At 61.2% G+C, this 23,069-nt stretch carries 25 protein-coding genes; 18 read left to right on the top strand and 7 right to left on the bottom strand.

The genetic code is table 11. The features are described from left to right. The first annotated feature begins 143 nt into the window (after positions 1–143). From CACC_RS09025 to CACC_RS09000, 6 genes are all read left to right on the top strand, one after another. Positions 144–881 carry a hypothetical protein gene (locus CACC_RS09025; protein WP_244262139.1) on the top strand — a complete coding sequence of 246 codons (738 nt, stop codon included), beginning with the start codon at positions 144–146 and terminating at the stop codon, positions 879–881. A gap of 22 nt (positions 882–903) precedes the next feature. Beyond that, entirely contained in the window at positions 904–1,839 is a 936-nt protein-coding gene (locus CACC_RS09020; RefSeq protein ID WP_005277956.1) for a LamG domain-containing protein, read from the top strand. A gap of 72 nt (positions 1,840–1,911) precedes the next feature. Continuing rightward, positions 1,912–3,444 carry a GTPase ObgE gene (gene obgE, locus CACC_RS09015; RefSeq protein ID WP_005277958.1) on the top strand — a complete coding sequence of 511 codons (1,533 nt, stop codon included), beginning with the start codon at positions 1,912–1,914 and terminating at the stop codon, positions 3,442–3,444. 137 nt (positions 3,445–3,581) lie between these two features. After that, positions 3,582–4,814, top strand: coding sequence for a glutamate 5-kinase (proB, locus tag CACC_RS09010; protein ID WP_005277962.1), 1,233 nt, complete (start codon positions 3,582–3,584; stop codon positions 4,812–4,814). 23 nt (positions 4,815–4,837) lie between these two features. After that, entirely contained in the window at positions 4,838–5,767 is a 930-nt protein-coding gene (locus tag CACC_RS09005) for a D-isomer specific 2-hydroxyacid dehydrogenase family protein (RefSeq protein WP_005277964.1), read from the top strand. 156 nt (positions 5,768–5,923) lie between these two features. After that, the gene (locus tag CACC_RS09000) at positions 5,924–6,613 is read left to right on the top strand and encodes a metal-dependent transcriptional regulator (RefSeq protein ID WP_005277967.1); all 690 of its coding nucleotides are present in this window, start codon (positions 5,924–5,926) and stop codon (positions 6,611–6,613) included. A gap of 67 nt (positions 6,614–6,680) precedes the next feature. Here the strand turns inward: CACC_RS09000 and CACC_RS08995 are convergent, their stop codons facing one another. The 4 genes from CACC_RS08995 to CACC_RS08980 are packed head-to-tail and all read right to left on the bottom strand — an operon-like array spanning position 6,681 to position 10,061. Next, a complete protein-coding gene (locus CACC_RS08995) occupies positions 6,681–7,478 on the bottom strand; it encodes a metal ABC transporter permease (RefSeq protein ID WP_005277970.1) in 798 nt (265 codons plus the stop codon). Continuing rightward, positions 7,466–8,290 (bottom strand): metal ABC transporter permease, encoded by an 825-nt coding sequence (locus tag CACC_RS08990; protein WP_005277974.1) that lies wholly within the window; start codon positions 8,288–8,290, stop codon positions 7,466–7,468. The genes CACC_RS08995 and CACC_RS08990 overlap by 13 nt, the downstream gene beginning before the upstream one ends. Beyond that, entirely contained in the window at positions 8,287–8,985 is a 699-nt protein-coding gene (locus CACC_RS08985) for a metal ABC transporter ATP-binding protein (protein WP_005277977.1), read from the bottom strand. Before CACC_RS08985 ends, CACC_RS08990 begins: the two co-directional genes overlap by 4 nt. Next, the gene (locus CACC_RS08980) at positions 8,982–10,061 is read right to left on the bottom strand and encodes a metal ABC transporter substrate-binding protein (RefSeq protein ID WP_005277979.1); all 1,080 of its coding nucleotides are present in this window, start codon (positions 10,059–10,061) and stop codon (positions 8,982–8,984) included. The genes CACC_RS08985 and CACC_RS08980 overlap by 4 nt, the downstream gene beginning before the upstream one ends. Positions 10,062–10,286: 225 nt before the next feature. Between CACC_RS08980 and CACC_RS08975 the strand changes: the two genes are divergently transcribed. From CACC_RS08975 to CACC_RS08925, 11 genes are all read left to right on the top strand, one after another. Then, positions 10,287–11,555, top strand: coding sequence for a glutamate-5-semialdehyde dehydrogenase (locus tag CACC_RS08975; protein ID WP_005277983.1), 1,269 nt, complete (start codon positions 10,287–10,289; stop codon positions 11,553–11,555). A gap of 4 nt (positions 11,556–11,559) precedes the next feature. Then, complete coding sequence (locus tag CACC_RS08970) at positions 11,560–12,486, top strand: cutinase family protein (RefSeq protein ID WP_005277985.1); 927 nt, start codon at positions 11,560–11,562, stop codon at positions 12,484–12,486. An 18-nt stretch (positions 12,487–12,504) separates the two neighbouring features. Then, complete coding sequence (gene nadD / locus CACC_RS08965; protein ID WP_005277988.1) at positions 12,505–13,122, top strand: nicotinate-nucleotide adenylyltransferase; 618 nt, start codon at positions 12,505–12,507, stop codon at positions 13,120–13,122. Positions 13,123–13,239: 117 nt separating this feature from the next. After that, on the top strand, positions 13,240–13,683 hold the full coding sequence (gene rsfS, locus CACC_RS08960) for a ribosome silencing factor (RefSeq protein WP_005277990.1): 444 nt from the start codon (positions 13,240–13,242) through the stop codon (positions 13,681–13,683). A gap of 7 nt (positions 13,684–13,690) precedes the next feature. Then, a complete protein-coding gene (locus CACC_RS08955) occupies positions 13,691–14,389 on the top strand; it encodes a histidine phosphatase family protein (RefSeq protein ID WP_005277992.1) in 699 nt (232 codons plus the stop codon). Then, positions 14,389–15,186, top strand: a complete 798-nt coding sequence (locus CACC_RS08950) for a DegV family protein (protein WP_005277994.1) — start codon at positions 14,389–14,391, stop codon at positions 15,184–15,186. Before CACC_RS08955 ends, CACC_RS08950 begins: the two co-directional genes overlap by 1 nt. A 158-nt stretch (positions 15,187–15,344) precedes the next feature. After that, positions 15,345–16,022, top strand: coding sequence for a ComEA family DNA-binding protein (locus CACC_RS08945; RefSeq protein ID WP_005277997.1), 678 nt, complete (start codon positions 15,345–15,347; stop codon positions 16,020–16,022). 20 nt (positions 16,023–16,042) lie between these two features. Further along, positions 16,043–17,446, top strand: a complete 1,404-nt coding sequence (locus CACC_RS08940; RefSeq protein ID WP_005277999.1) for a ComEC/Rec2 family competence protein — start codon at positions 16,043–16,045, stop codon at positions 17,444–17,446. Between the two features lie 7 nt (positions 17,447–17,453). Next, complete coding sequence (gene holA / locus CACC_RS08935) at positions 17,454–18,422, top strand: DNA polymerase III subunit delta (RefSeq protein ID WP_005278001.1); 969 nt, start codon at positions 17,454–17,456, stop codon at positions 18,420–18,422. A gap of 10 nt (positions 18,423–18,432) precedes the next feature. Then, complete coding sequence (locus CACC_RS08930) at positions 18,433–18,822, top strand: ankyrin repeat domain-containing protein (RefSeq protein ID WP_005278003.1); 390 nt, start codon at positions 18,433–18,435, stop codon at positions 18,820–18,822. Continuing rightward, positions 18,819–19,466, top strand: coding sequence for a LysE family translocator (locus tag CACC_RS08925; protein ID WP_005278005.1), 648 nt, complete (start codon positions 18,819–18,821; stop codon positions 19,464–19,466). Before CACC_RS08930 ends, CACC_RS08925 begins: the two co-directional genes overlap by 4 nt. Here CACC_RS08925 and CACC_RS08920 read toward each other — a convergent pair. Continuing rightward, entirely contained in the window at positions 19,463–20,824 is a 1,362-nt protein-coding gene (locus tag CACC_RS08920) for a type II restriction enzyme (protein ID WP_005278007.1), read from the bottom strand. The two genes, CACC_RS08925 and CACC_RS08920, sit on opposite strands and share 4 nt — an antisense overlap. Continuing rightward, complete coding sequence (locus CACC_RS08915) at positions 20,817–21,659, bottom strand: DNA adenine methylase (RefSeq protein ID WP_005278011.1); 843 nt, start codon at positions 21,657–21,659, stop codon at positions 20,817–20,819. The genes CACC_RS08920 and CACC_RS08915 overlap by 8 nt, the downstream gene beginning before the upstream one ends. A gap of 428 nt (positions 21,660–22,087) precedes the next feature. Here CACC_RS08915 and CACC_RS08910 point away from each other — a divergent pair, with 428 nt between their 5' ends. Next, entirely contained in the window at positions 22,088–22,666 is a 579-nt protein-coding gene (locus CACC_RS08910) for a TetR/AcrR family transcriptional regulator (protein ID WP_005278014.1), read from the top strand. Between the two features lie 98 nt (positions 22,667–22,764). Here CACC_RS08910 and rpsT read toward each other — a convergent pair whose 3' ends face one another. Next, on the bottom strand, positions 22,765–23,028 hold the full coding sequence (gene rpsT, locus CACC_RS08905; RefSeq protein WP_005278016.1) for a 30S ribosomal protein S20: 264 nt from the start codon (positions 23,026–23,028) through the stop codon (positions 22,765–22,767). Positions 23,029–23,069: the final 41 nt, after the last annotated feature.

Below are 23,069 nucleotides of genomic sequence, written 5' to 3'. Positions count from 1 at the left end.
GCCGCCGTATTCTCACGACCGTTGTGGCGGTTGTCGTTTTAGTGCTCTCCATAATCGGTGCAGGATTTTTCTTGGCGGGGTACCGTGCTCATTTCGTAACAACCCCCTCGATGGGCACCGAACTCCCCGTAGGCTCCTTGGCTGTGACCAAACCGGTACCGATACGTGATGTGGAAACGGGCGATACGGTTACCGTCCGGGGCGCTAATGACACTACGCATACGCACAATGTTGTGGAAATGATGGACCAATCTGCCATAACGCAAGGCGTTCTTAACGGTGCGCCAGATGCCGCGGCGGCTACTGATGACAACCTTGAAGGTAAGGTTATTTTTTCGAGCCCAGCATTGGGTTGGGGACTTCGAATTCTCGGCATCATGGCCGTTGGCTGGCTCCTAATGTTCGTAGCGTCATTACGCGTAGAAGATGAATTGCATCGCAGGCGCTACAGGCACACCGGCGTGTTTTTGGGGTTAGCCATTGGAATCATCATCATTCGCCCATTGCTCGGAGCTAGCCTGCTCGGCATGCACATCAATGGCAGCGGTGAGGATGCCTACGCGGAAGCGCATGTTGTATCTACTGGGCTTTTACCAGTCAAGGTCGTACCACTGGGCGATGGTGGGGGAGAAGATTCAGACGTAATGACCCCTACCGGTTCGGATGCAACGGCGATAGATTACGAACCCAATGACAAAGGTGACTTTGTTTTTCAGCCCCGGCCTGTTCTGACTTGGCCATGGGCTGTGGGCCTACTTGGTTTGGTTATTTCTCCATTTATCTGGTTCTACCTACAATATCGTCGCGCGTTAAGAGAAGAAGCTCAGCAAGATTCTACTTCGACCACGACAGAATTCTCGGCGGTGGGTCGAGATGCTTAGAAGAGAGCGAATCCCAGTGCTGATGACCGCAGCACTAACGATCATGATTATGGTTTTGGCCCTTGGTCTGCGTCCGACGATGGGCAGCTGGAGCGCTAGGATTTCTAATGAAGCCAATACAGTAGGCACTGCTCAAGGCGTGAGCGGGCTTAATTGCTATGCAGAGATGCAAGAAACCACCAAAAAATATGGTGGGTATCTGTACCACTTTCATACTGATTATTCTGAAGCCACCAATGATTCGCTGAACAACCGGGTGTGGAAGCAAGATAATGGTCAAGCAATTCAACCAAATAGAAATTGGGACTACAACGGTACCGTTCAAGCGAGCAGTGAGCCGTGCGTGGGGGTAAATAAACATTCCTACTTCCCCGGCGGGAATAGCCCTGGTGGTGGTTCTTCAGTAAGGAACACGATCACTGCTAATTACCCGGTCACCATGCCGCAGCAATTCACCACCGAAACCTGGATAAATACCCAGCGTCCACAGGGAACCATTGTCGTTGACTCGCTACACGGCAATTCCACAAATCCGTCGTGGCGAGTCCAAGTATTGCACGATGGAACTGTGGCCTTTCAAGTAAGGGAATCGCAATCAGCAAATACAAGTACAGACCAGTTGGCAAGTCTCTCCCGTGTAGACGATGGTCAGTGGCATCAAGTAGTAACAACGTGGAATTCCCGTACCCGTGAAATGGGAATCTATTTAGATGGCAAACCAGAGGTGTTTTCCACATCTACCTCTGGGCTTTATCAGATGCCGCGTAATAGGGGCTATATCCGTTACGGTTATAGTGGCGGTAATTACGCATGGCCGGAGCCTAGCTTTGATGACAACTTTTTAGGGTTTATGGCTTTCGCAGCCGTATATCCAACAACACTAACGGCAGCAGATGTAAAGCGGCATTGGGATGCTCGAAATGGAGCAACTAGTTGGCCAGAGTCCACCATAGGCTGATGGGTTGGAGTCCAGGCTTAGATACGCACTACACTGGCGCAGAGAAAGTTTGCGCGAACGAAGGGTTTGACCATGGCACGTTTTATTGACCGCGTCGTCTTGCACTTGCAGGCTGGCGACGGTGGGCATGGCTGCGTGTCTGTCCACCGTGAGAAATTCAAGCCTCTGGGTGGACCGGATGGCGGCAATGGCGGCCACGGTGGCGACATCATCTTGGAGGTCTCGGAGCAGATCCATACCTTGATGGATTTCCACTACCGGCCGCATATTAAGGCCGAGCGTGGCGGCAACGGCGCCGGCGATATGCGCAATGGCGCGCGCGGTGAGGACCTGATTTTGGAGGTTCCCGCGGGTACGGTCGTGCGCACGGAAAAGGGCGAGACCCTAGCGGATCTTACCGTGCCGGGCACGCGCTTCGTCGCGGCTGAGGGCGGTTTCGGTGGCCTGGGCAACGCGGCGCTGGCGTCCAAGAACCGCAAGGCGCCGGGCTTTGCACTGCAGGGCGAGCCGGGGCAGGCCCATGATTTGGTACTCGAGCTGAAATCCATGGCGGATGTGGGGCTCGTCGGATTCCCTTCGGCGGGCAAGTCCTCGTTGATTTCGGTGCTCTCTGCTGCCAAGCCGAAGATCGGTGATTACCCGTTTACCACCCTGCAGCCTAATTTGGGCGTGGTGGATATGGGCGATAGCTCCTTTACCATTGCCGATGTCCCCGGCCTTATCCCTGGCGCTGCCGATGGCAAGGGCTTGGGGCTGGACTTCCTGCGCCACATCGAGCGCACGGCGGTGCTAGCCCACGTGGTTGATACCGCGTCCATCGAGCCGGGCCGCGATCCGGAATCCGATATTGAGGCGCTGGAAAATGAGCTGGCTAAATATCAGGAGGCGCTAGAAAGCGATACCGGCTTGGGGGATCTGCGCGAGCGCCCGCGCGTCATCATCCTGAATAAGGCGGATGTCCCGGAGGCGGAAGAACTGGCGGAGTTCGTCAAGGATGACCTCAAGGAAAAGTTTGGCTGGCCGGTGTTTATCATCTCTGCGGCGGCGCGCAAGGGCTTGGATCCGCTGAAATTCAAGCTTATGGAAATGGTCACCGAGCACCACAAGGCACAGCCCAAGCCCAAGCGGGATGCTTCCCATACCGTGATTCACCCCAAGGCCCAGGCGCATAAGAAAAACACCGGCAGCTTCGCGGACTTTAATGTGCGCCCGGATCCAGAGGTGCAGGGCGGATTCATCGTGGAAGGCGAAAAGATCGAACGCTGGATTACCCAGACCGACTTTGAAAACGATGAAGCCGTGGGCTACCTGGCGGACCGCCTGGCCAAGGCCGGCGTGGAAGACGAGCTGCACAAGCAAGGCGCGGTGGAAGGCTGCCCCGTGACCATTGGCGGGATTACCTTCGAGTGGGAGCCGATGACCGGCGGCGATCCCACCATGGCCAGCCGCGGCGAGGATGCCCGCCTGAAGGGCACCAACCGCGTCTCCGCGGCGGAGCGCAAGCGCGCCTCCCAGGCCCGGCGTGGCTTGGTCGATGAATTCGACTACGGAGACGAGGAAGAGGTCACCCGCGAGGGCGCCAACCGCGACCGCTGGCAGGGTTAGCCACCGCGCGAGTGGGGAAGTGGGGCCTCGTCCGCTGGGGCGAGTGCCCCCACCCCGGGCATAATGTGCTGCGCACATGGGGGAAATACGCCCCAATGAAGGGGACTCGTGCCGGAAGCTTTGTACACTATTGAGTTATGTCTTCTGATCAACAGAAAGAGCCCATTCTTCCGCTCCCCGTAGAGCCTTTTGATGGCCCTACCGCTGATACCCCGTTCCCTGAAGCCCTTGATGAAAACCCGATAGCCTCCGGGTTTGAATCCGAATTGCGCAACTCCATCGCTGAGGCCAAGCGCGTCGTTGTCAAGATTGGTTCCTCGTCGCTCACGGATGATAACTTCCGCGTCTCGCAGGAAAAGATCGATCACATCGTGGATGCCGTCCACGCGCGCATGGGGCGCTCCGATGTCATCATCGTTTCCTCCGGTGCGGTTGCCGCCGGCATGGGCCCGCTCGGCCTGCACCAGCGCCCCACCGACCTGGCTACCAAGCAGGCCTCGGCGTCTGTGGGCCAGGTGCACCTGGCCTATGAGTGGGGCCGCTCCTTTGCGCGTTACCAGCGCACCATCGGTCAGGTGCTGCTCACGGCTTCCGATGCCGGGCACCGCGACCGCGCCCGCAACGCGCAGCGCACCATTGATCGCCTGCGCCAGCTGCGCACCATTCCCATCGTGAACGAAAACGACGCCGTGGCTACCTCTGAGATGCACTTTGGCGATAACGACCGCCTGTCGGCCTTGGTCGCCAACTTGGTGGGCGCGGACGCGCTCTTCTTGTTCTCTGACGTCGATGGCCTCTATGACAAGAACCCGGCCGAGCCGGATGCGAAGTTCATCGATGAGGTGCGCACCGGTAAGGATCTCAAGGGCGTTGTTGCCGGCGATGGCGGCAAGGTCGGCACCGGCGGCATGGCCACGAAGGTCTCCGCCGCCCGCCTGGCTACCCGCGGCGGCATTCCAGTGCTGCTCACCTCTACCGATAATATTGGGCCCGCGCTTTCCGATGCCTCCGTGGGCACCGTCTTCCACACCCGCGAGGAACGCCAGCTTTCGGCCTGGAAGTTCTGGGCACTCTACTGCGCCGATACCGGCGGAGCCGTCCGCTTGGACGAGGGCGCCAAGGAAGCAGTGACCAAGGGCGGCACCTCCTTGCTCGCGGTGGGTATTACCGATGTCCGCGGTGAATTCAACAAGGGCGAAATCATCGATATCTTGGGCCCGAAGGGCGAGGTTATCGGCCGCGGCGAGGTCCGCTTCGATTCTGAGGAATTGAACGCCATCAAGGGCATGCAGATGAGCGAGCTGCCAGAAGATAAGCGCCGCTCGGTCGTGCACGCGGATTACCTGTCTAACTTCGCCTCGCGCATCTAGCCGCGTGCCGTACGCTGGTTCCCATGAAGTATTTTATGGGACCAGAAACCTGGCAGCCGACGGTCGATGATTTGAGCGCTGCCGGCCACGAGCGCGTAGAGAACCTCGAAGACGCAGAGGTCTATGTCAATACCACACCCAGCCCGCGCCGCATCCCAGAGATGCCGGACAATATCGGCTGGGTGCAGCATTGTTTTACCGGCGTCAACCAACTCATCGATGCCGGATTGATTACCCCTGAGGGATTGCCGTGGTGCAATTCCGCCGGCGCCTTTGCTAAGCCTGTGGCCGAATGCGCCCTGGGCCTGCTGCTCTCCCAGGCGCACCAGCACAAGGCCTTTGCGCAGGCCGGCACGTGGTCGGTGGCCAAGGAGCTGGATGAGGCACAGGAGTGGATTTATGACCAGCAGGGGCCGAAAAAGGTGGCGATTTTGGGTGCTGGGGGCATCGGCAAGCAGCTCATTACCCTGCTCAAGCCCTTTGGGGTGCACATTACCGCCGTGAATCGCTCCGGCCGTCCAGTGGAGGGTGCGGACGAGGTAGTGGCCATGGCTGATGCCGCACACGTGTGGGGCGAGGCCGATGTCATTTTCTGCATCCTGCCCGCCACGCAGGAAACGGAGGGGCTAATCGATGCCGGAAAGTTCCGCGCCATGAAGTCGTCCGCTCTGTTTATCAACGTCGGGCGTGGCAGCACCGTGGTTACTGATGACTTGGTGGATGCCCTGCGCGAGGGCGAGATTGCAGGTGCGGGCTTGGAGGTCGTGGACCCAGAGCCGCTTCCCGATGACCACCCGCTGCTCTCCCTGCCCAATTGCACCATGACCCCGCACATCGGGGCGACAAAGCACGTGGCGCAGTACCACATGGGCGATATTTTCAATGCGAATGCCGCCGCGTGGGAGAAGGGCGAGCCCATGCCCACCCAGGTGGATCCGGAGGCGGGATACTAGAAAGATCAAAAGCCACGGACAGCGATGGCTGGGTGCGTCGTGTGTGTACCGAAGAAAGGACGTACCGCCCACTGCCCGTGGCAAGTGAAAATAAAAGTTCAACTCGTTGAACTACTGCTAAACTAACACTTATCCAAGGACGACGCAAGCACGATTATGAAGATGGTGGATATGCACCTAGAAGAACTGCCTACCCGCAGCCAGGATTACCTCAAGGTTCTGTGGGACTTATCGGAACACTCCGGTGGCACCCCGGTAGCGCTGAAGGATGTGGCAGGGCGCCTGGAGCAAAAGGTGCCTACCGCCTCCGAGGCGATTAAAAAGCTCGCGGCCCAAGGGCTCGTGGAACACGAGCGCTATCAGGGCGTCTCATTGAGCCCTGCGGGCCGTAAGCTGGCGATGCAGATGGTGCGCCGCCACCGCCTATTAGAAACCTTCTTGGTAGAGACCCTGGACTATTCCTGGGACGAGGTGCACGAGGACGCTGATCGCCTCGAGCACGCCTGCTCCGATCGCTTTATCGGCCGCATCGATGCGCTGCTGGGATCCCCCGACCGCGATCCACACGGCGATCCCATTCCCGATGTCGGCGGGGGGATCGAGGATCTTGGCACGCTCACGCTCGCCAGCGCACCGCTCGATGCGCCCGTGACCGTGGAGCGCGTTTGCGATGAGGATCCAGGCCTGCTGCGCTACCTCGACCGCTTTGGGGTAGAGCTGGGCAACGAGCTGCGCGTAAGCGATAGCGTGGCCGGCTTATTGACGGTGCAGACCCAAGGCGGCGAGATGTCGCTAGCGGAGGTGGCCGCCCGCGAGATCACAGTCCGCCTCGCCTCGACTAAATAACGCGGCGCAGCGCTGTGTTGCCGCGCGGCAGCGTGCGGTGCCATGCAGCGCCATGCTGCGCCGCACGTTAGGAGACCGCCTTATAGGCCGTCATGCTGGCTAGGTAGAACACGCCGGCCACAATGGCGATGGTGCCGCCGGCCGAAAGGCTCAAGTGTGCGGCGATAAAAAGCCCGGCAACCGCGATGGTGATGCCAATGATGCCCGCCCCGATAAGCAGCGCCTCCGGGCGCGATACCCACGGGCGCAGACCCGCGGCCGGGGCCACGAGCAAGGCGATGGACAAGATGGTGCCGACGGCGGGGATGACGGCGGCCATCGTCAAGCAGATAAGGCCGAGCGTCAGGGCATCGTAAAGCCCGCTATGCGGGGACGTGGTGGGGTCGAAATACGCCTGGAAGAGGCGGCGCCGGCAGGCTAGTACCGCCAGCAGGCAGATAATGACCAAGCCGGCCGCGACGGCGACATCGCGGTGGTTGACCGTGGTGAGCGAGCCCACCAGGAAGCTATCGACGTGCAGCGGCAGCGGCTGGAACCAGCGCAGCAGCAAGATGCCCAGCGCAAAGCCTAGGGTGAGCGTGGTGCCCGCCGCGGCGGTGGAGGATACGCCGTGCACCTTGCCCAGGTAATGCATGAAAACCGCCAGCGGAATGCAGACCGCCACGGAGCCGAGCATGAGTCCATCGCTCAAGTTGGCGCCCAGCGCATTGGCCACGACGACGCCGAGGACTGCGCCGGGAAAGGTGCCGTGGGAGAGGCTCTCAGCAAAAAAGACGCGGTTGCCCAGCACCATGAGCGTGCCCACCAGCCCGGAGAGGCAGCCCACCGCGATGGCCTCGAGGAATGGCAATGTTAAGACACCCATATGCGCCTGCCTAAAAGTGCGAGCGGAACGGTCAGGGACAGCGACAGCGCGACGATGGCCTGCGGGGAAATCTGGTGGGAGGTCACCGAAAGCATGAGCCACAGGCCCACGCATACGGCGACTACCGCGCCCACCAGCGCCCACAGGAGCATCTGCAGTGGGGTGCTAGCCAGGACGCGCCCGACCAGGCCAGGTACCACCACGAAACCCAGAACGAGCAATACACCAATGGCGGAGCTCGCGGCGACTACGATTAGGCCCACCGCTACGTTGGCAGTGACATCGATTACCCCCACGCGGATGCCGGTGGCGCGCGCGGATTCGCGGTCAAAGGCGACGGCTACTTGCGAGCGCCAGGTGGCCAGGATGAGCAGGGCGGCAACCACGCACAAGATGATCGAGGGGATCATGCGGTCAGTGGTGATATCGAGCAAGCGGCCAAACATAAGGGCCTCCAGCTGGCCGGAGCGATCCCCCACGGCGAGGCTGATGACCACGCCGATGCCATACATCAAGGTCAGTACCACCGCGGTACCGGATTCATGATCGTGGCCATCGCTGCCGGAATTCAGGCGCGCCAAAATGAGCACGGCGACACCCGCGGCGACGGCGGCACCGGGCAAGATGCCGGGAAAGCCCGCCACGGCCAGGCCGATGACGATGCCCGGGAATACCGAGTGGACCAGCGCCTCGACGCTAAATTCCATGCGGCGCAGGTTAACCATCACGCTGACCACTGCGCCGGTCAAGGCCACGCACAACAAGAACAGGGCGGCGCGCTGCATATAGGGAGCAGTAAGCAGAAGCGTCACATGTCCCCCTGCAATACCGACGTGGCCTCCAGGTAGCGCTCGACTGCATCCTCGGTATCAAGGACCTCGCTGTGGCCGTCCACGATGAGCATTCCGGCATCGCAGGCGCGCTGCGCCAAAATGGGATCGTGGGTGGAAATGAGCAGGGCAACCCCGCTTTCCTTGAGCTTGGCGATGATCCCTAAAAGCACCTGCCTGCTATCTTGGTCCAGGCCATTGAAGGGCTCGTCCATGAGCACCAGGTCCGGGTGGGCAGCGAGTGCGCGGGCGATAAAGATGCGCTGGCGCTGCCCACCCGATAGCTTATCCCAGCGGGTCTTCGCCTTATCCGCCATGCCGACGAGCTCTAGCGCTTGGTCGATCTGCGGGCGCAGGCGGCGCATGCTGCCCATGCGCTCCCACCACGAGGCCTTATTGAGCAGGCCCATTTCCACGACCCGGCCGGCGGTGACGGGAAAGGTGGGATCGCAGGTGTGGTGCTGGGGAACATACCCCAGCGTCGCCGTGCGCTGATGCTCGCCGCGCAGCGTAGCAAGGCCCGCGATGGCCTTTAAAAGCGTGGATTTACCAGCGCCATTAGCCCCCAGCAGCGCGATGGCCTCACCTTCGTGGATGGTCAAGGAGACATCGTCCACGATGGTGGTGGTGCCATAGCCACAGGAGGCATGGGAAAGCTTTAGAAGCGGTGTACTCATCGTGCGTTATCCAGGCTTTCGGGCAGATCGGCTGCTTCACCGTCCCAGGCTTCTACCAGGGTGGTGACGTTGTGGATGATGGAGCCGATGTAGGTGGCGCCGTCGCTATTCGGCACGCCCAAGGAGTCGCCGTACAGGGCGTCATCATCCATAATGGCCTTGACGCCTGCGGCGCGGGCGATGGCCTCGATGGACTTAGAGTTATTGGAGTTTTCCGCGAAGATGGCCTTGGCGCCGGAATCGCGGACCTCCTTGGCGGCATCCTCGATGTGCGAGGAGGTGGCGTCCTGCTGGTTATTGAAGTCCGTGAGCGCGGAGCCGATGAACTTCACGTCATAGTCGTTGGAGAAGTAGCCAAAGGCATCGTGCGAGGTAAACAGCGCGCGATCCTGCTCAGGGACGGTCTCTAGGGACTCGGTGACCCACTTATCCAGCTCGTCGAGCTGCTTGGTGTACTTTTCGCCGACTTCCTTCACGGATGGCTCCTTATCGGCCAAGGCATCCACGATGTTTTCTACCTGGATCTTGGCGTTCTTGGGGGAGGTCCACACGTGCGGATCGTGGGTGAATTCTGGTTCCTCGCCGTCCTCGCCGGGGAACGGCCACTCGCGCAGGTCTACCTTGTGCTTGGAGTTGTCATCGCCGGCGGTGACGATGGTCTCGCCGTCAAAACCGGAGGACTCTACGGCGTTATCGAGGAAGTGCTCGAGGTCGACGCCGTTTTTAAAGAGGAAGTCCGCATCCGCCATGGCACTCATCTGCTGCGGGGTCATCTCGTGCTCGTGAGCGCTGGCATTCGGTGCCAACAGGCAGGTGAGATCGAGCGTGGTCTCGCCATCGCCCTCGGTGGTTTCCTTGCCGCTGGAATCCACCTTGTGCAGCGTCATGCCACCCTGGGCAATCTGGGTGAGGTAATCGCAGATCTGCGTGGTGGTGGCAACGGCCTTGATGGTCTGATCGTCGCCCGAACCGGAGCCCGCGTCGGAACCGTTGCCGCCGTCATTCGTGCTGCAGGCGGCGAGGGCGACCCCGCTCAGGGTCAGCATCAGGCCCAGCTTGGCCACGTTCTTTTTCATGAGTGCTCCTTTTTTGCAGTGAAACCTATCAAGCAAAGAATAAACATACCCAAGTAACTATTTCAAGGAATTGAACAATTGGATTTGCAGTTGTGAGCTTTACCGCACTCTCGGGTGCGGGTAGAGGGGGTGGTTTTCTCTGCGTGGCCTGCCTAATTTAGGCAAAGCGTGAGGTATACGGCGGGCGGCTGAAAAACTCGGGCGGGTACGTTACTCTGGTATGACATGAGCAACACTGAACGCGAAGAAGTTCTGTCCAAAGCCCGTGCTGCAAAGGACGTTGCGCCCGTCGTGGCGCAGCTGTCCACGCCGCGCAAGAATGAAATCTTGCAGCGCGCAGCCGAAAATCTCATTGCCCACACCGATGACATCCTTGATGCTAACCAGCAGGATATTGAGGCCGGCCGCGAGCGCGGCATGTCCGATTCCCTGATTGACCGCCTGACCTTGGACGCCGCCCGCGTTGAGGGCATTGCCGATGGCCTGCGCCAGGTCGCTGGCCTGCAGGACCCGGTAGGCGAGATCCTGCAGGGCCGCACCATGGATAACGGCATCCAGATGAAGCAGGTGCGCGTCCCGCTCGGCGTGATGGGCATGGTCTACGAGGCCCGCCCGAACGTCACCGTCGATGCCTTTGGCCTGGCGCTGAAGTCCGGCAATGTGCCGCTGCTGCGCGGTTCCAAGTCCGCGCGCAACTCCAATACCAAGCTGGTGGAGCTCCTGCAGGATACCCTCGCGGAGTTCGACTTGCCGCGCGAGGTAGTCCAGCTCCTGCCGTGCGAGACCCACGATTCCGTCCAGGACTTGATTACCGCCCGTGGCCTGGTGGATCTGGTCATCCCGCGCGGTGGTGCCAAGCTCATCGAGGCCGTGGTTACCGGCGCTACCGTTCCGGCTATTGAGACCGGTACCGGCAACTGCCACTTCTACATCGACGCTTCGGCCGACATGGACAAGGCCATCGATATGGTCGTCAACGGCAAGACCCGCCGCACCTCGGTCTGCAACTCTACGGAGTGCGTGCTTATCGATGCCGCGCTTGATGATGCCACCAAGCTGCGCATCGTCCGCGCCCTTCAGGATGCAGACGTCACCGTCCACGGTGATGTAGACGAGCTCGAGGGCTTCGGCGCCACGGACGTCGTCCAGGCCACCGAGGAGGACTGGCGCGAAGAGTCGCTGTCCATGGATATCTGCGCCAAGGTAGTCGATGGCGTTGACGGCGCCATCGCGCACATCGCGGAATTTACCACCGGCCACACCGAGGGCATCGCGGCCCAGGATGCGGACGTATTGGTCAAGTTCGGCAACGAGGTTGATGCCGCAGCCGTGATGTTGAACGCCTCCACCGCCTTTACCGATGGTGAGGTCTACGGCATGGGTGCAGAGATCGGCATTTCCACCCAGAAGCTGCACGCCCGCGGCCCAATGGCCCTGCCGGAGCTGACCTCTTCCAAGTGGGTCCTCCAAGGCACCGGCCACGTGCGCCCATAAGAACGTGCGCCTTTTAACTCGCTTTCGCGCCGCCGCTGGTGTCGTCACCATTGCCGCCACGGCGGCGCTTGGCGCGTCTATGATCACCCCTGTTGCGGCGGCGGGGGAGAACCACCCGCAGGCCGAGACCTGCCCCGATTACGTCTTCCTTGCCGCGCGCGGCTCGGACCAAAACGAGGAGCACGGCGAGTACTTCGGACCGCAGCGCTACTCGGAACAGGGCGCGGAATCCAATGGCTATGAAGGCCCCAACCTTGCCGCGCTTTTCCACTTGGTAGAACAACGCCACCCCGGTGCGATGGATAATGCCTACGTGCTGGCGCTGGATGCGGATGCGTATCCAGCCTCGATGAACCTGCCACCGCTGGCTCAAGAAGGCGAAAACCTGCGCCCGCTGCAGCTGATGCGCCGCCTTGGTGGGGTGTTGCTGGAACACCCCTTGCACGAGCTGGTCTATCAGGTCACCGTCGGGTTTGTGCAGAGCCTGCGCAGCGGCATGAACAACGCGCCGCGCGTGGTGGAGAAGTACGAAGAAGAAACGGGATGCAGCCCGCGCTATATCACCGCCGGCTATTCGCAAGGGGCCATCATCGCCACCAGCGCGGAGCGCTACCTCGCGTCCCAGGACAAGCTCGCCGGGGCGATCTACCTGGGCAATCCCCTGCGGCGTCCAGGCGGCATGGCCGGGCCGATTCCGCGGATCCTCGTGCCCCACAGCGCCGCACTGCCAGCCGATCGCCGCATCGATTACTGCCTCGCCGGCGATTTCGTCTGCGATCTCAGCCTGCGCAATGCCAAAGACGCCTTGGCCACAAAGGCCGCCCACCACGCTTCGTATTTCCGCGATAGCGAGGGCGATGCGGCAGTGGAACAGGACAATGCCCGCGTGGCCGATACCGTGGCTGGCTGGCTTAACGCCCCAGCAGGGTAGCGGCTATACTCTCCAGCCATGACCAATTCCCAGCGCATTGGGATCATGGGCGGCACCTTTGATCCAATCCACAATGGCCACTTGGTCGCCGCCAGCGAGGCGGCGCACCGCTTTGCCCTCGATACCGTAGTCTTTGTTCCCACCGGCCAGCCGTGGCAGAAGGCCTCCCGCGAGGTCACGGCCGCGGAGCATCGGTATTTGATGACCATGGTGGCAACGGCCTCCAACCCGCGTTTTACCGTCTCCCGCGTGGACATCGACCGCAAGGGCCCTACCTATACCATCGATACCCTGCGCGATCTGCGCGAGCTTTTCCCGGGCGCCGAGTTCTACTTCATCACCGGTGCGGATTCCCTACAATCCATCATGAGCTGGCATAATTGGGAAGAGATGCTGGACATGGCGCACTTCGTGGGCGTTACACGCCCGGGCTACGAGCTGAGCACGGATATGCTGCCGGCCGGCTCGCGGGAAGATATCAACCTCATCGATATCCCTGCTATGGCCATTTCTTCTACGGATTGCCGCGAGCGCGCCGCCCAAAACCGCCCGGTGTGGTACCTGGTTCCGGATGGGGTGGTGCAATACATCACCAAAAATAACCTGTACTCTGCGCAGCCGGATAAACCTTTATAGTTCAAGTTTGGGCACAATCGCGCCGAACGTGCAAGAATAGACAGCTAAAAGACACTTCCTCACCAGACGCGAAAAGGGAATTTTTATACATTGTCTATTTCTGATCTCGCCCGCCGCATGGCGGCAACCGCGGCGCACGCCGCACAGGACAAGCTAGCAAGCAATATCGCGGCAATTGATGTCTCCGATGTCCTTGCCATCACCGAGGTTTTCGTGCTGGCTTCTGCCGATAATGAGCGCCAGGTCGGCTCCATCGTGGATGAGGTGGAGGACCAGATGACGGCCCAGGGCTTCGAGCCGCAGCGCCGCGAGGGCAACCGCGAAAACCGCTGGGTGCTTCTGGATTATGGCAATATCGTCATCCACGTGCAGCGCACGGACCAGCGCGAGCACTATGGGCTCGACCGCCTCTACCACGATTGCCCCTTGGTGGAGATCGAGGGCATTGAGCCGCCCGAGCGCCCCGGCGATTGGACCAATGGCGTCAATCCGCGCACCGTGGATTCCATTGATGAGCTGCCATTGGCGCAAAAGGCCCCTGGCGAGGACGAGGAGCTTTAACCCCACCATGAGCCGCCGCCTGATTCTGATCCGCCACGGACAAACCACCTACAATGCCTCCGGCCGCATGCAGGGCCACTTGGATACTGAGCTTTCCGATGTCGGCTATGAACAGGCCCGCGCCGCCGCGCGCCTGCTCCGGGATCAGGGCGTGGTAAAAATCGTCGCCTCCGATTTGCAGCGCGCGCGAGAAACCGCGCGGGTGGTGGCAGAATCGCTCGGCTTAGACTTTTCTACGGACCCTCGCCTGCGCGAGACCAATCTGGGGCAGTGGCAGGGCAAGAGCTCGGCCGAAGTGGATGCGGAATTTCCCGGCGCCCGCGCCATCTGGCGCCACGATCCCACTTGGGCCCCGCCGGAGGGCGAGTCCCGCGTAGATGTGGCGCGGCGGGCTCGTCCGGTCATCGACGAGCTCATGCAGGAATTTTCCGGCTGGGATGACGGCGCCGTGCTCATCGTCGCCCACGGTGGTGCAATCTCCGCGCTCACGTGCCACCTGTTGGGCTTGGATCACGGCCAGTACGGCATTTTATCCGGCCTGAAAAATACCCACTGGTCGCAGCTGACCGCCCGCCCGGATTTCAACCCGGAAACCCCCGTGACCTCCCTGGAATTCACGCCAGAGACGGTGGCGAGCGCGCAGTGGTACTTCGACGGGTGGAATATGGGGGGCGAGGTCACCGGTGATGGAGGGGCAGATACCTAGTGACCGTTCGCGTCATTACTGACTCCGCGGCCAGCCTGCCCCCAGAGATTGCTGCAGAACTCGATATCACCGTCATTGACCTGCACGTGATGGATAGCGAGGACAAGGGCGGAAAACTGCGCACCACCTCGGGTCTGTCCTCCCTCGAATTGGCCGCGGCCTACGGCCGGGAAATGGAAAAGGCACAGGATGATGGCGTGATCGCCATCCACCTGTCCAAGGAGCTTTCATCTACGTGGTCGGCGGCGGTGGCTGCGGCAGGGGTTTTTCCTGATACGGTGCGCGTTATCGATTCCGGCTCGGCCGGCATGGTCATGGGTGCGGCGGCGATGGCGGCTGCCACCAAGGCGGCACACGGCGCAGCGCTGGAAGAATGCCACGCGGCGGCGCTAGATAGCATCGAGCGCGCGGCTACCTGGGTGTACCTGCATTCCACGGAGGACATGCGTCGCTCGGGCCGCATGTCCGCGGCCACCGCCATGCTGTCCACCGCGCTTTTAGCCACCAAGCCGATTATGTCCATCGTGGACGGCAAGCTGGAGCTGGTGGGAAAAACCCGCACGCAAACCAAGGCTTTCACCAAGGTGGTAGAGATCATCGCCGCCCGCGCTACCGGGGAGCCCGCCTTCATCGCCATTCAGTACAACCAGGCTGGCGAGGCGGCGGACAAGCTGCAGGGCCTCTTGCGCGATGCCCTGCCAGAAGGCACGTCCTTTATCACCACGCCCCTAACTGAGGTGCTCGCTGTGCACGCCGGCCCCTCCGCCATTGGGGTATCTGCCGTATTTAGCTCCTAGGCCCTCGCACGCACGCGCGAAGCTGGCCGGCCTGTGGGCCCCTGATTGTGGATAACCGCCCCGCCTCAGCCCGTTTGGTTGCGTCCCGCAACGACTTATCCACAGCGCCTCCGCCCACATCCCCGCACCGCACGCGGGGGCTTCCTAGCCTGTGAGCTATGGCGTCTCCCAAAATCAGCGAACGACTCCGCGAATTTACCCAACCCACCGGCGAGGAAGAACTCCTCCGCGTCGATTACCCGCGCCCGCGCGTGCGCATCAGCCGCTGGCAGGCGTGCGCGGTAGCCATCATGGTGGTGGTGGGCGTCATTATTTGGCTGGGCCTGAGCTCCCGTAATTCGGATGAGTCCGGCATGCCCGAGCCCGCAGCGATGGGCAGTACCACCGCCGAGCCCAGCGCGGAGGCGAGCGAAATCGTCGTATCCGTCGTCGGCGAGGTTGCAGCGCCCGGCCTGAAGACCCTCGAGCCCGGCGCCCGCGTCGCCGATGCCCTCGCCGCAGCCACACCCCTGCCGGAGGCGGAGACCATGACGCTCAACCAAGCGCAGCGGCTTGCCGATGGCCAGCAGCTCCACGTCCTGCCCCAAGGCGCCCCGCCCGACCCCGCGCTTGCCGATGCCCCCAGCGCAGCACCCTCCGGCGGCGATAAAGTCAGCCTGAATTCCGCCACGGCCGCCGAACTCACGGATCTCAGCGGGGTAGGGGAGGTCACCGCGGAAGCCATCGTCTCCTTCCGCGAAGAGCGCGGGGGATTTAAGGACGTCGAGGAACTCCTCGAGGTCAGCGGGATTGGGCCTGCCAAGTTTGCCAAGCTCAAAGATGACGTGCAGCTGTAGGCAGAAGAGGCCACGCCGCGATGAAAGAACTCCGTCTGCTGCCCGGCGCCCTGACCGCATGGGTGGCGGTCATCGCGGTGCTGGTTTTCGGGCAGGGGTGGGCCGTGGCGTGCATCGGCAGTGTCGTAGGAATATGCCTGCTCGCTCGGCACTGGGGCCAAGCTATTTTTTGCGGCGTGCTCGCCAGCGCCGCCGCCTTCGTAGCCGCCGTGCGGCAGGCGCGAGCGGCCGCCTTCGATTTCGGCCGCGAGATTACCGGCCGCGTGGTCACCGCGCCGACCCAAACGAGCACCGGCGGTTGGTTCATCCGGCTCGATGTCCCAGGCTACCCCGCGCAGCTTCCGGTCTTTAGCCCCGAGCCGCTTAGCGCACCCGCAGGAACGCAGGTCACGGCCGCGGTACAGCTTTCCGAGTCCGACCAACCCGGAGTGGGAACCGTGATAGCCAACGCCTCCCATCTGCGTATCGACGCGCCCCCTTCGGGCTTGGCCGGCTGGGCCGCCCAGGTGGCTGATAACTTCCGCGCGGTCGTACTAGAGGCGGTAGGCCCGAGTAGCCAGGGGCTCATCCCAGGCATGGTGCTTGGCGATACCTCCCTGCAAAGCCCCGCCGAGCGCGAACTCTACATCGATACCGGGCTATCGCACCTCAGCGCAGTGTCTGGTGCCAATGTGGCCATCGTCTGTTCCTTCGCCGCCATCGTTTGCGCCGCGTGTGCCGCCGGACCGCGCACTAGGGTGGCGGTGTCCTTGGCCGCGCTAGCCACCTATGTCATCTTGGTGGGACTTGAACCGTCGGTGCAGCGCGCAGCCGTCGCCGGGGTAGTAGGCCTGCTCGCGGTGCTGCACTCTTCCACCATGGAACCCATCCACGCGCTCAGCCTCGGCATCCTCACCCTCCTTTTCGTGGATTCGGACCTCGCGGTGCATTTTGGCTTCGCGCTATCGTGCGCGGCGACCTTCGGCATCGTCATGCTAAGCCCGCTTATTTATTCCCATCTAGCGGTCACCGGCTGGCCCGCCATCTTTCTGCGCGCTATCGCGGTGGCGATTGCCGCCGATATCCTCACTCTGCCGCTTATCGCCCTCATGTCCGGCGAGGTATCCGTCGTCTCGGTCCTCGCCAATGTCCTAGTAGCGCCCGCCACCGCACCCATTACCGTGGTAGGGCTGCTCGCGGCCATCGCCGCGCAGCTAGGCCCCTTGAGCATTATCGCCGCGGGATTATTAAAACTCATCGAACCCGCAGCGTGGTGGATCAATACCATCGCCCACGGCGTGGCCAGCCTGCCCGTGGTCACCATCACCGCCCACCCGCTATTTACGCTTCTCGCATATGGATGGGTCATCGCCGGGCTGCTCTATCACCGGCCATGGCTGACCTTGGCGGGGGTTATCGCTTGTCTGGGTCTGCTTGCCGCCTAGCGCTAAAATGATGGACATGCCTCCCGTACACCTCATTCTCGGCGACGATGAATTCCTCACCGAACGCGCCCGCCACACTATCCACAAGGCCGCGACCGAAGGCGAAGGCAATCGCCCCGAATTGATGACTCTCAAGGCTTCCGAGGTATCCGAGGGCGAAATCTTAGAGGCCACCAGCCCGTCGCTGTTTGGCGATAACCGCGTCATCGTCATCACGGACTGTGAACGCGCCGGGAAAGAGGTGGTCGATATCATCTTGCGCGCCTGCGCCAATCCCGCGCCGGGCATGACCATGGTGGTGGTCTATTCCGTGGCCGCAAAGACTCTGAAGAAAAAGAAGAAGGCGCCGGAGCTGGTGGCGAAACTCCGCAAGATTGCGGAGGTGCACGAGGTCTTTTCGCTCTACCCCAATGAGTTGGGCCAATGGGCCACCCGCGAGTTTGCTTCCCACGGTGTTCGCCCCACTCCGGACGTCGTGCACGCTGTTCTCGACGGCGTCGGCTCCGACCTCCGCGAACTTGCCTCCGCCATTTCCCAGCTCGTGGCCGATACGGGTGGCAATGTCACGCAGGAAGCGGTGCGCAATTATTATGTCGGCGTGGCCGAGGTAGCCAACTGGGACATTGCCGATGCCGCCGTCGCCGGCCGCGTCGAGGCTGCCGTTTCCACCTGTCGGCGCGCCCTCCAGCTCGGAGCCAGCCCCGTGGCCATCGCTGCGGCTTTGGCCAATAAGGTCGGGGCCGTCGCGCGCCTGTATTCCGCCCGCGGGGACCAGTACACACTTTCCAGCCAAACAGGGCTTGCCCCGTATGTGGTGAAAATGACCCAGCCGGTGGCTAGGCGCTGGACAGCTGATGCCATCACCGCCGCCGTCATCCTCGTCTCCGAACTGGACGCCGCCGTTAAAGGCCAAGGTGGTGAGCCCGAATTCGCCGTTGAGGCGGCCGTAAAACGAGTCGCGGAATTGGCACGTTAAGCTAGAGTCCATGTCTGAGGAACAAGTGCAAGAATTCGCCGGTCGGCTCTTTGACATGGCGCGGGAGGGAAACCCGGATCTGCTGGACTATATTAATCAAGGCGTCAATATCAATCTGGTCAACCAAGACGGCCAGTCTTTTCTCATGCTTGCCGCCTACCACGGCCACGCAGATCTCGTTGCCGCGCTAGCAGAGGCCGGTGCCGACGTAAACTTGCTCAATGATCGCGGCCAATCGCCCCTGGCAGGTGCGATCTTCAAAAAAGAAGACGCGGTTATTGATGCCCTCCTAAACGCCGGCGCCTCCGCTACCGCCGGGCAACCAACCGCCATCGATTCAGCCCGCATGTTTGGCCGCGAGGATCTCCTCGGGCGCTTGGAAGGCGAGTCCGCGCAGTGAGCTGGACTTCTTTTTTCACTATCCTTCTGATGAACCTGGTGGGCGTAGCCTCCCCAGGCCCAGATATCATTCTGGTCACTCGCTACGCCACCAAGTCGCGCCGCCATGCCATCGCTGCGGCCGCGGGCATTCAAATCGGCGTGTTGTTTTGGTGCGGTGCTACGGTCTTTGGCGCAGCCGCCCTCCTGACCGCCTTCCCCGGAATTTTAGGCGCGGTCCAGGCCATCGGCGGCAGCTTCCTCGTTTTCATGGGGTGGCGGGCGCTGCGCAGTGGCCTCGAACAGCGCACCAACCCACCCGTTGATCTGGAGGACGCCGAGGCCAAGCTAGGCCGGCTGCGCCACTCGTTCAAAATGGGGCTGGCAACGAACCTGTCTAACCCGAAGATCGTGCTTTTCCTCGCCGCTATGATTGCCCCGCAGCTGCCGGCATCTCCACCGTTGTGGCTGGCCATCGCGCTGACCCTGGCGTTGGCATTATCGGCTTTCGCCTTCTTCCTGGTGGTGGCCACGGTGATTTCCACGAATGCGGTGCGCCGCAAGCTCATCGCCGCGGGCCCGTGGATCGATATCGGATCGGGCCTGTTCTTCATCGTTGCCGGCCTCGCGCTCGTGGTCGCCGGCGTCCAGCAACTCGTGGCTTAAAGCCCCGGCAGGGTTTCCGGATCGCCCTCTGCCACCACATCCAGTGCCCACTGTATCCATCGCGCCACCGTCGAGGCCCGCCGCCTCGCCGTGGCAGCGCCCAGGCCGAGCCCTTCTATCGCCGCCGCAATTTCGTGCGTCTCGGCCACCGTCCCGCGCTGCAGGCTCATTTCCAGCGCCTGCCGGAATACTTGCCGCGCCGCCAACGCGCGCAGCAGGGCAGCGTTGCGCCCATCGCGTCGCGGCTGCGCGATAGCCTTTTCGCCGCGAGGGGTGAGCTGATAGTGGGCATCGGCAAGCTCCAGCAGCCCGAGGTAGCACGCCGCATTGGCGTAATAGTCTGCCTGGCGCAGATGGAAGTCGTATACCTCAGCGATTTCCTCCTTGCTCATCGGCTGTTGCGCAATGAGTTCCACCAGGTTGACCACGCGCTCAAAACTATTGGCTTGCGGGAAAGGAATCCCCACCGGTTCCGGTTCGGTATCGACGGAGGCAATGATGCCCAGCGCATCCTCCACGCTGAGGTGCGAAGCGCTCAAGGCGTAGCGGGCGTGGTCTACCAGCGCGATGCTGCGAAAATCCGCGGGATCACTGAAATCGTACCGATACAGGTGGAAGATGCCATTCGAGTAGACCAAAAACACGGGCACCACGGCTTTAGATAGCCACTGCTGGAAGCGCCGGTACGGAAAATACAATTGCCGGATATTGAAATCTTCGGAGATGTGATTTTTCGCCTCCACCAGCACCAAATGCTCGAGCGATTCGAAGCCGCCGTCGATTTCCATTTGCGCGCGGTCGACCTTGACTGTCAGCCCCAGATCCGGCACTGGAATCGTCATTTCCAGCGACGACATGCGCCCGGCGACGGTGGCCTGCAATGGTTCGCATCCCAAGAAGTGCTCGAGCATGCCGCTTGCCGATGCCACATTCAACGCCATCGATTCCGAGTTCACGCTTTCGATATCGAGGGTGTCAAGGCCCGCGGGCATGTCCAACGTGCGCACAGAACTCGGCCCGGCGTGGGTCGGGTCCGGGAACCGTTCGTACAGGTCCAACGGCCCAACGAAGTATTCGCTGCGGCTAACCGGAAGGATCCCAAGCCCCAATTCCTTGAAAATCCACGGCCGCGAGGTAGAAAAGTCGTGCTTGGCCATCAGCCGCGGCTCCCGGCCGGAAAGCTCCTTTAGCTCTTTGGCCGTGAGGTAGAAGTACCCTTTTTCTTCCAGCTGCTCGCCACACCCCGAGGCTAGAATGCGCAGCCATCCCCAATCATCGAGGCCAAGCTTTTCGCCCTCAGGGACACCGAACAGCGCGCGAAGCTCCCGCTGTTCCTGTGCGCTCGGTGCTTTACTCATGGCCCACCTCGTAGTTGCGCACGAGCACTTCATCTACTTTGCCGCGGCGCGATCCCACGGAATTGATGGCGCGGGTGGCCGCCACGGTGTCGATGGAAAAATCCGCGTAGAGCTCGCGGATGAACTCCGTGGCGGAATTGGACAGGAGGAACTTCACCCCGCGGGCATCGAGATCATCGCACACCGCCTTCAAGCGCTCTTGCTCCGCGCGGTCAAAACCGCCTTTTTGATAACCGGTAAAGGAACTGGTGACGTTGACCGGGTCATAGGGCGGATCGAAATAGACAAAGTCTCCTTCACCAGCACCTGCCACCGCCGTGGTGAAATCGCCCTGCGTGAAGGTAACGTCATTGTCCCGAAAATACTCGTGGACCCCGCGCAGCGTATCCGCATCACAAATTGTGGGGTTCTTATAACGGCCAAAAGGCGCATTGAATTGCCCCGCGGAATTTACCCGGTACAGGCCGTTATAGCAGGTCTTATTCAGATACAGCGTCCGCGCGGCGCGCTCGGTGGCAGAAAGCGCCGCGAACCGTTCCGCATCCCGGTCCACCGCGCGCAGCTGGTAGAAAAAGTCCGCGTCGTTCGGATACGTCGAAACCAGGCTGATGAGCTCGTCGACGCCTTCGCGCACTACCTCATATAAATTAATCAGCTCCGAGTTGAGGTCATTGACCCGCGCAGAGGCCGGGGTGAGCGAAAATAAAACCGCGCCGCCGCCGATGAAGGGTTCATAATAACGCCGCGGCGTCCCAGCGGGCAGGGCGGCGTGAATATGCGGCAAGAGCTGGCGTTTCCCGCCGGCCCATTTCACCAGAGGCTTGACGTTGTTCATTGGTGACTTATCTTAGCCGCCCCCGCAGACACGAACACCATCGCCCTTTCGAACATATTAGCCCATAAAGGTGCAATTCGGCGTGCTGAAGAGTATCGGCCTGCATGGGGAGAGCTGCCTGGGCCCTGCTTCCGGCGCTAGCACCCGCGCGGGAGAAGCCCAGCGCCCCTGCCTTCCTGTGCCGCGCGTCCTGCGTGCTCACATGTACCGGCGCTCCGGCGCAAAATATCCCCGCGGTTGACTGTCTACGGGCCGAGAATTCCGCGTTGACATGCGGGAACCTCAGCGCTTTGTGGTGGTTAGGGAAGCCTAGCAAGGGTCGGTTTTTCTTGGCGGGGAGAAAGACTATAAGGTGAAGAAAAATCTCATGTTTAAGGGGATTGAATAGTTGGGTTTCCCACGGGGTCGTGGGAAAGAGGGGAGAGAGTATGCCGCGCATTTCAGAAATCCGCGTCGCAGCACTGCGGCTCGTCATTGACCACGGGTATGACGGGTTCACCATGGAAACGCTTGCACAAGACGTAGGGATATCGCGGCGCACCCTTTTTAACTACGTCAAGGATAAGGAATCGGCGGTTCTGGGCCCGGAGGTTTCGGAAAAGTTCGACCAGCAATTGCAGAACTTCGCCGCTGGCCTGCCCACGGGTAGCCTGCGGGAGGATTCTGCGATCATGGCGAATGCGGAATTTGATCACGCCGTGGGCAACGATCATTTCCCGGAGATTTCCCAATTGACCGCCCAGGCGCTTTCCCAAGACGGGAAGTTGTTGTCCATGTATTGGCGCCGAAACGAGCGCGTCATGATGCACATCCGCCGGGCATTGCAAGCGCGCGAAGGGTGGAAGGCCTCGGATCCGAGGCTCATTCCGACGGTCAATATCATCCACACGCAGTTTCAAACCGCCATCCAGACTTTCGTGGAAACCCATGGCCGGACATCCTTATCGGTGGCCTACGCGGATGCGGGCAAGATCTTCGAGGCCTACTTCGACGATGACCTAGCCTAGGTCCATCCGACGCAACAAAACCGGCGCAATAAAAATCCCCCAAACAAGCCGCTGCACACAGGCAGCGCTTTGCTCGGGGGAGACAAGAAGGCTAGTTACTAGTCCATCTTGTTGAAGGCGGTGGCCAAACCGGACTTCTTGTTAGCAGCAGCGTTGCGGTGGAAGACGCCCTTGGAAACGGACTTATCCAGTGCACGGGAAGCAACGCGCAGCTGCTTTTCTGCTGCAGCCTTGTCGCCCGCCTCTACGGCCGCACGGAACTTGCGGATCTCGGTGCGAACCGCGGAACGCACGCTCTTGTTGCGTTGACGAGACTTCTCGTTGGTCAGAACGCGCTTCTGCTTGGACTTGATATTAGCCATGAAAATACCTCTTGATAATCGAAGATGATTGATTCAGAAAC

It is taken from the genome of Corynebacterium accolens, from assembly GCF_023520795.1.
GTDB lineage: Bacteria > Actinomycetota > Actinomycetes > Mycobacteriales > Mycobacteriaceae > Corynebacterium > Corynebacterium accolens.
This window is presented reverse-complemented; position numbering and strand designations above follow the sequence as displayed.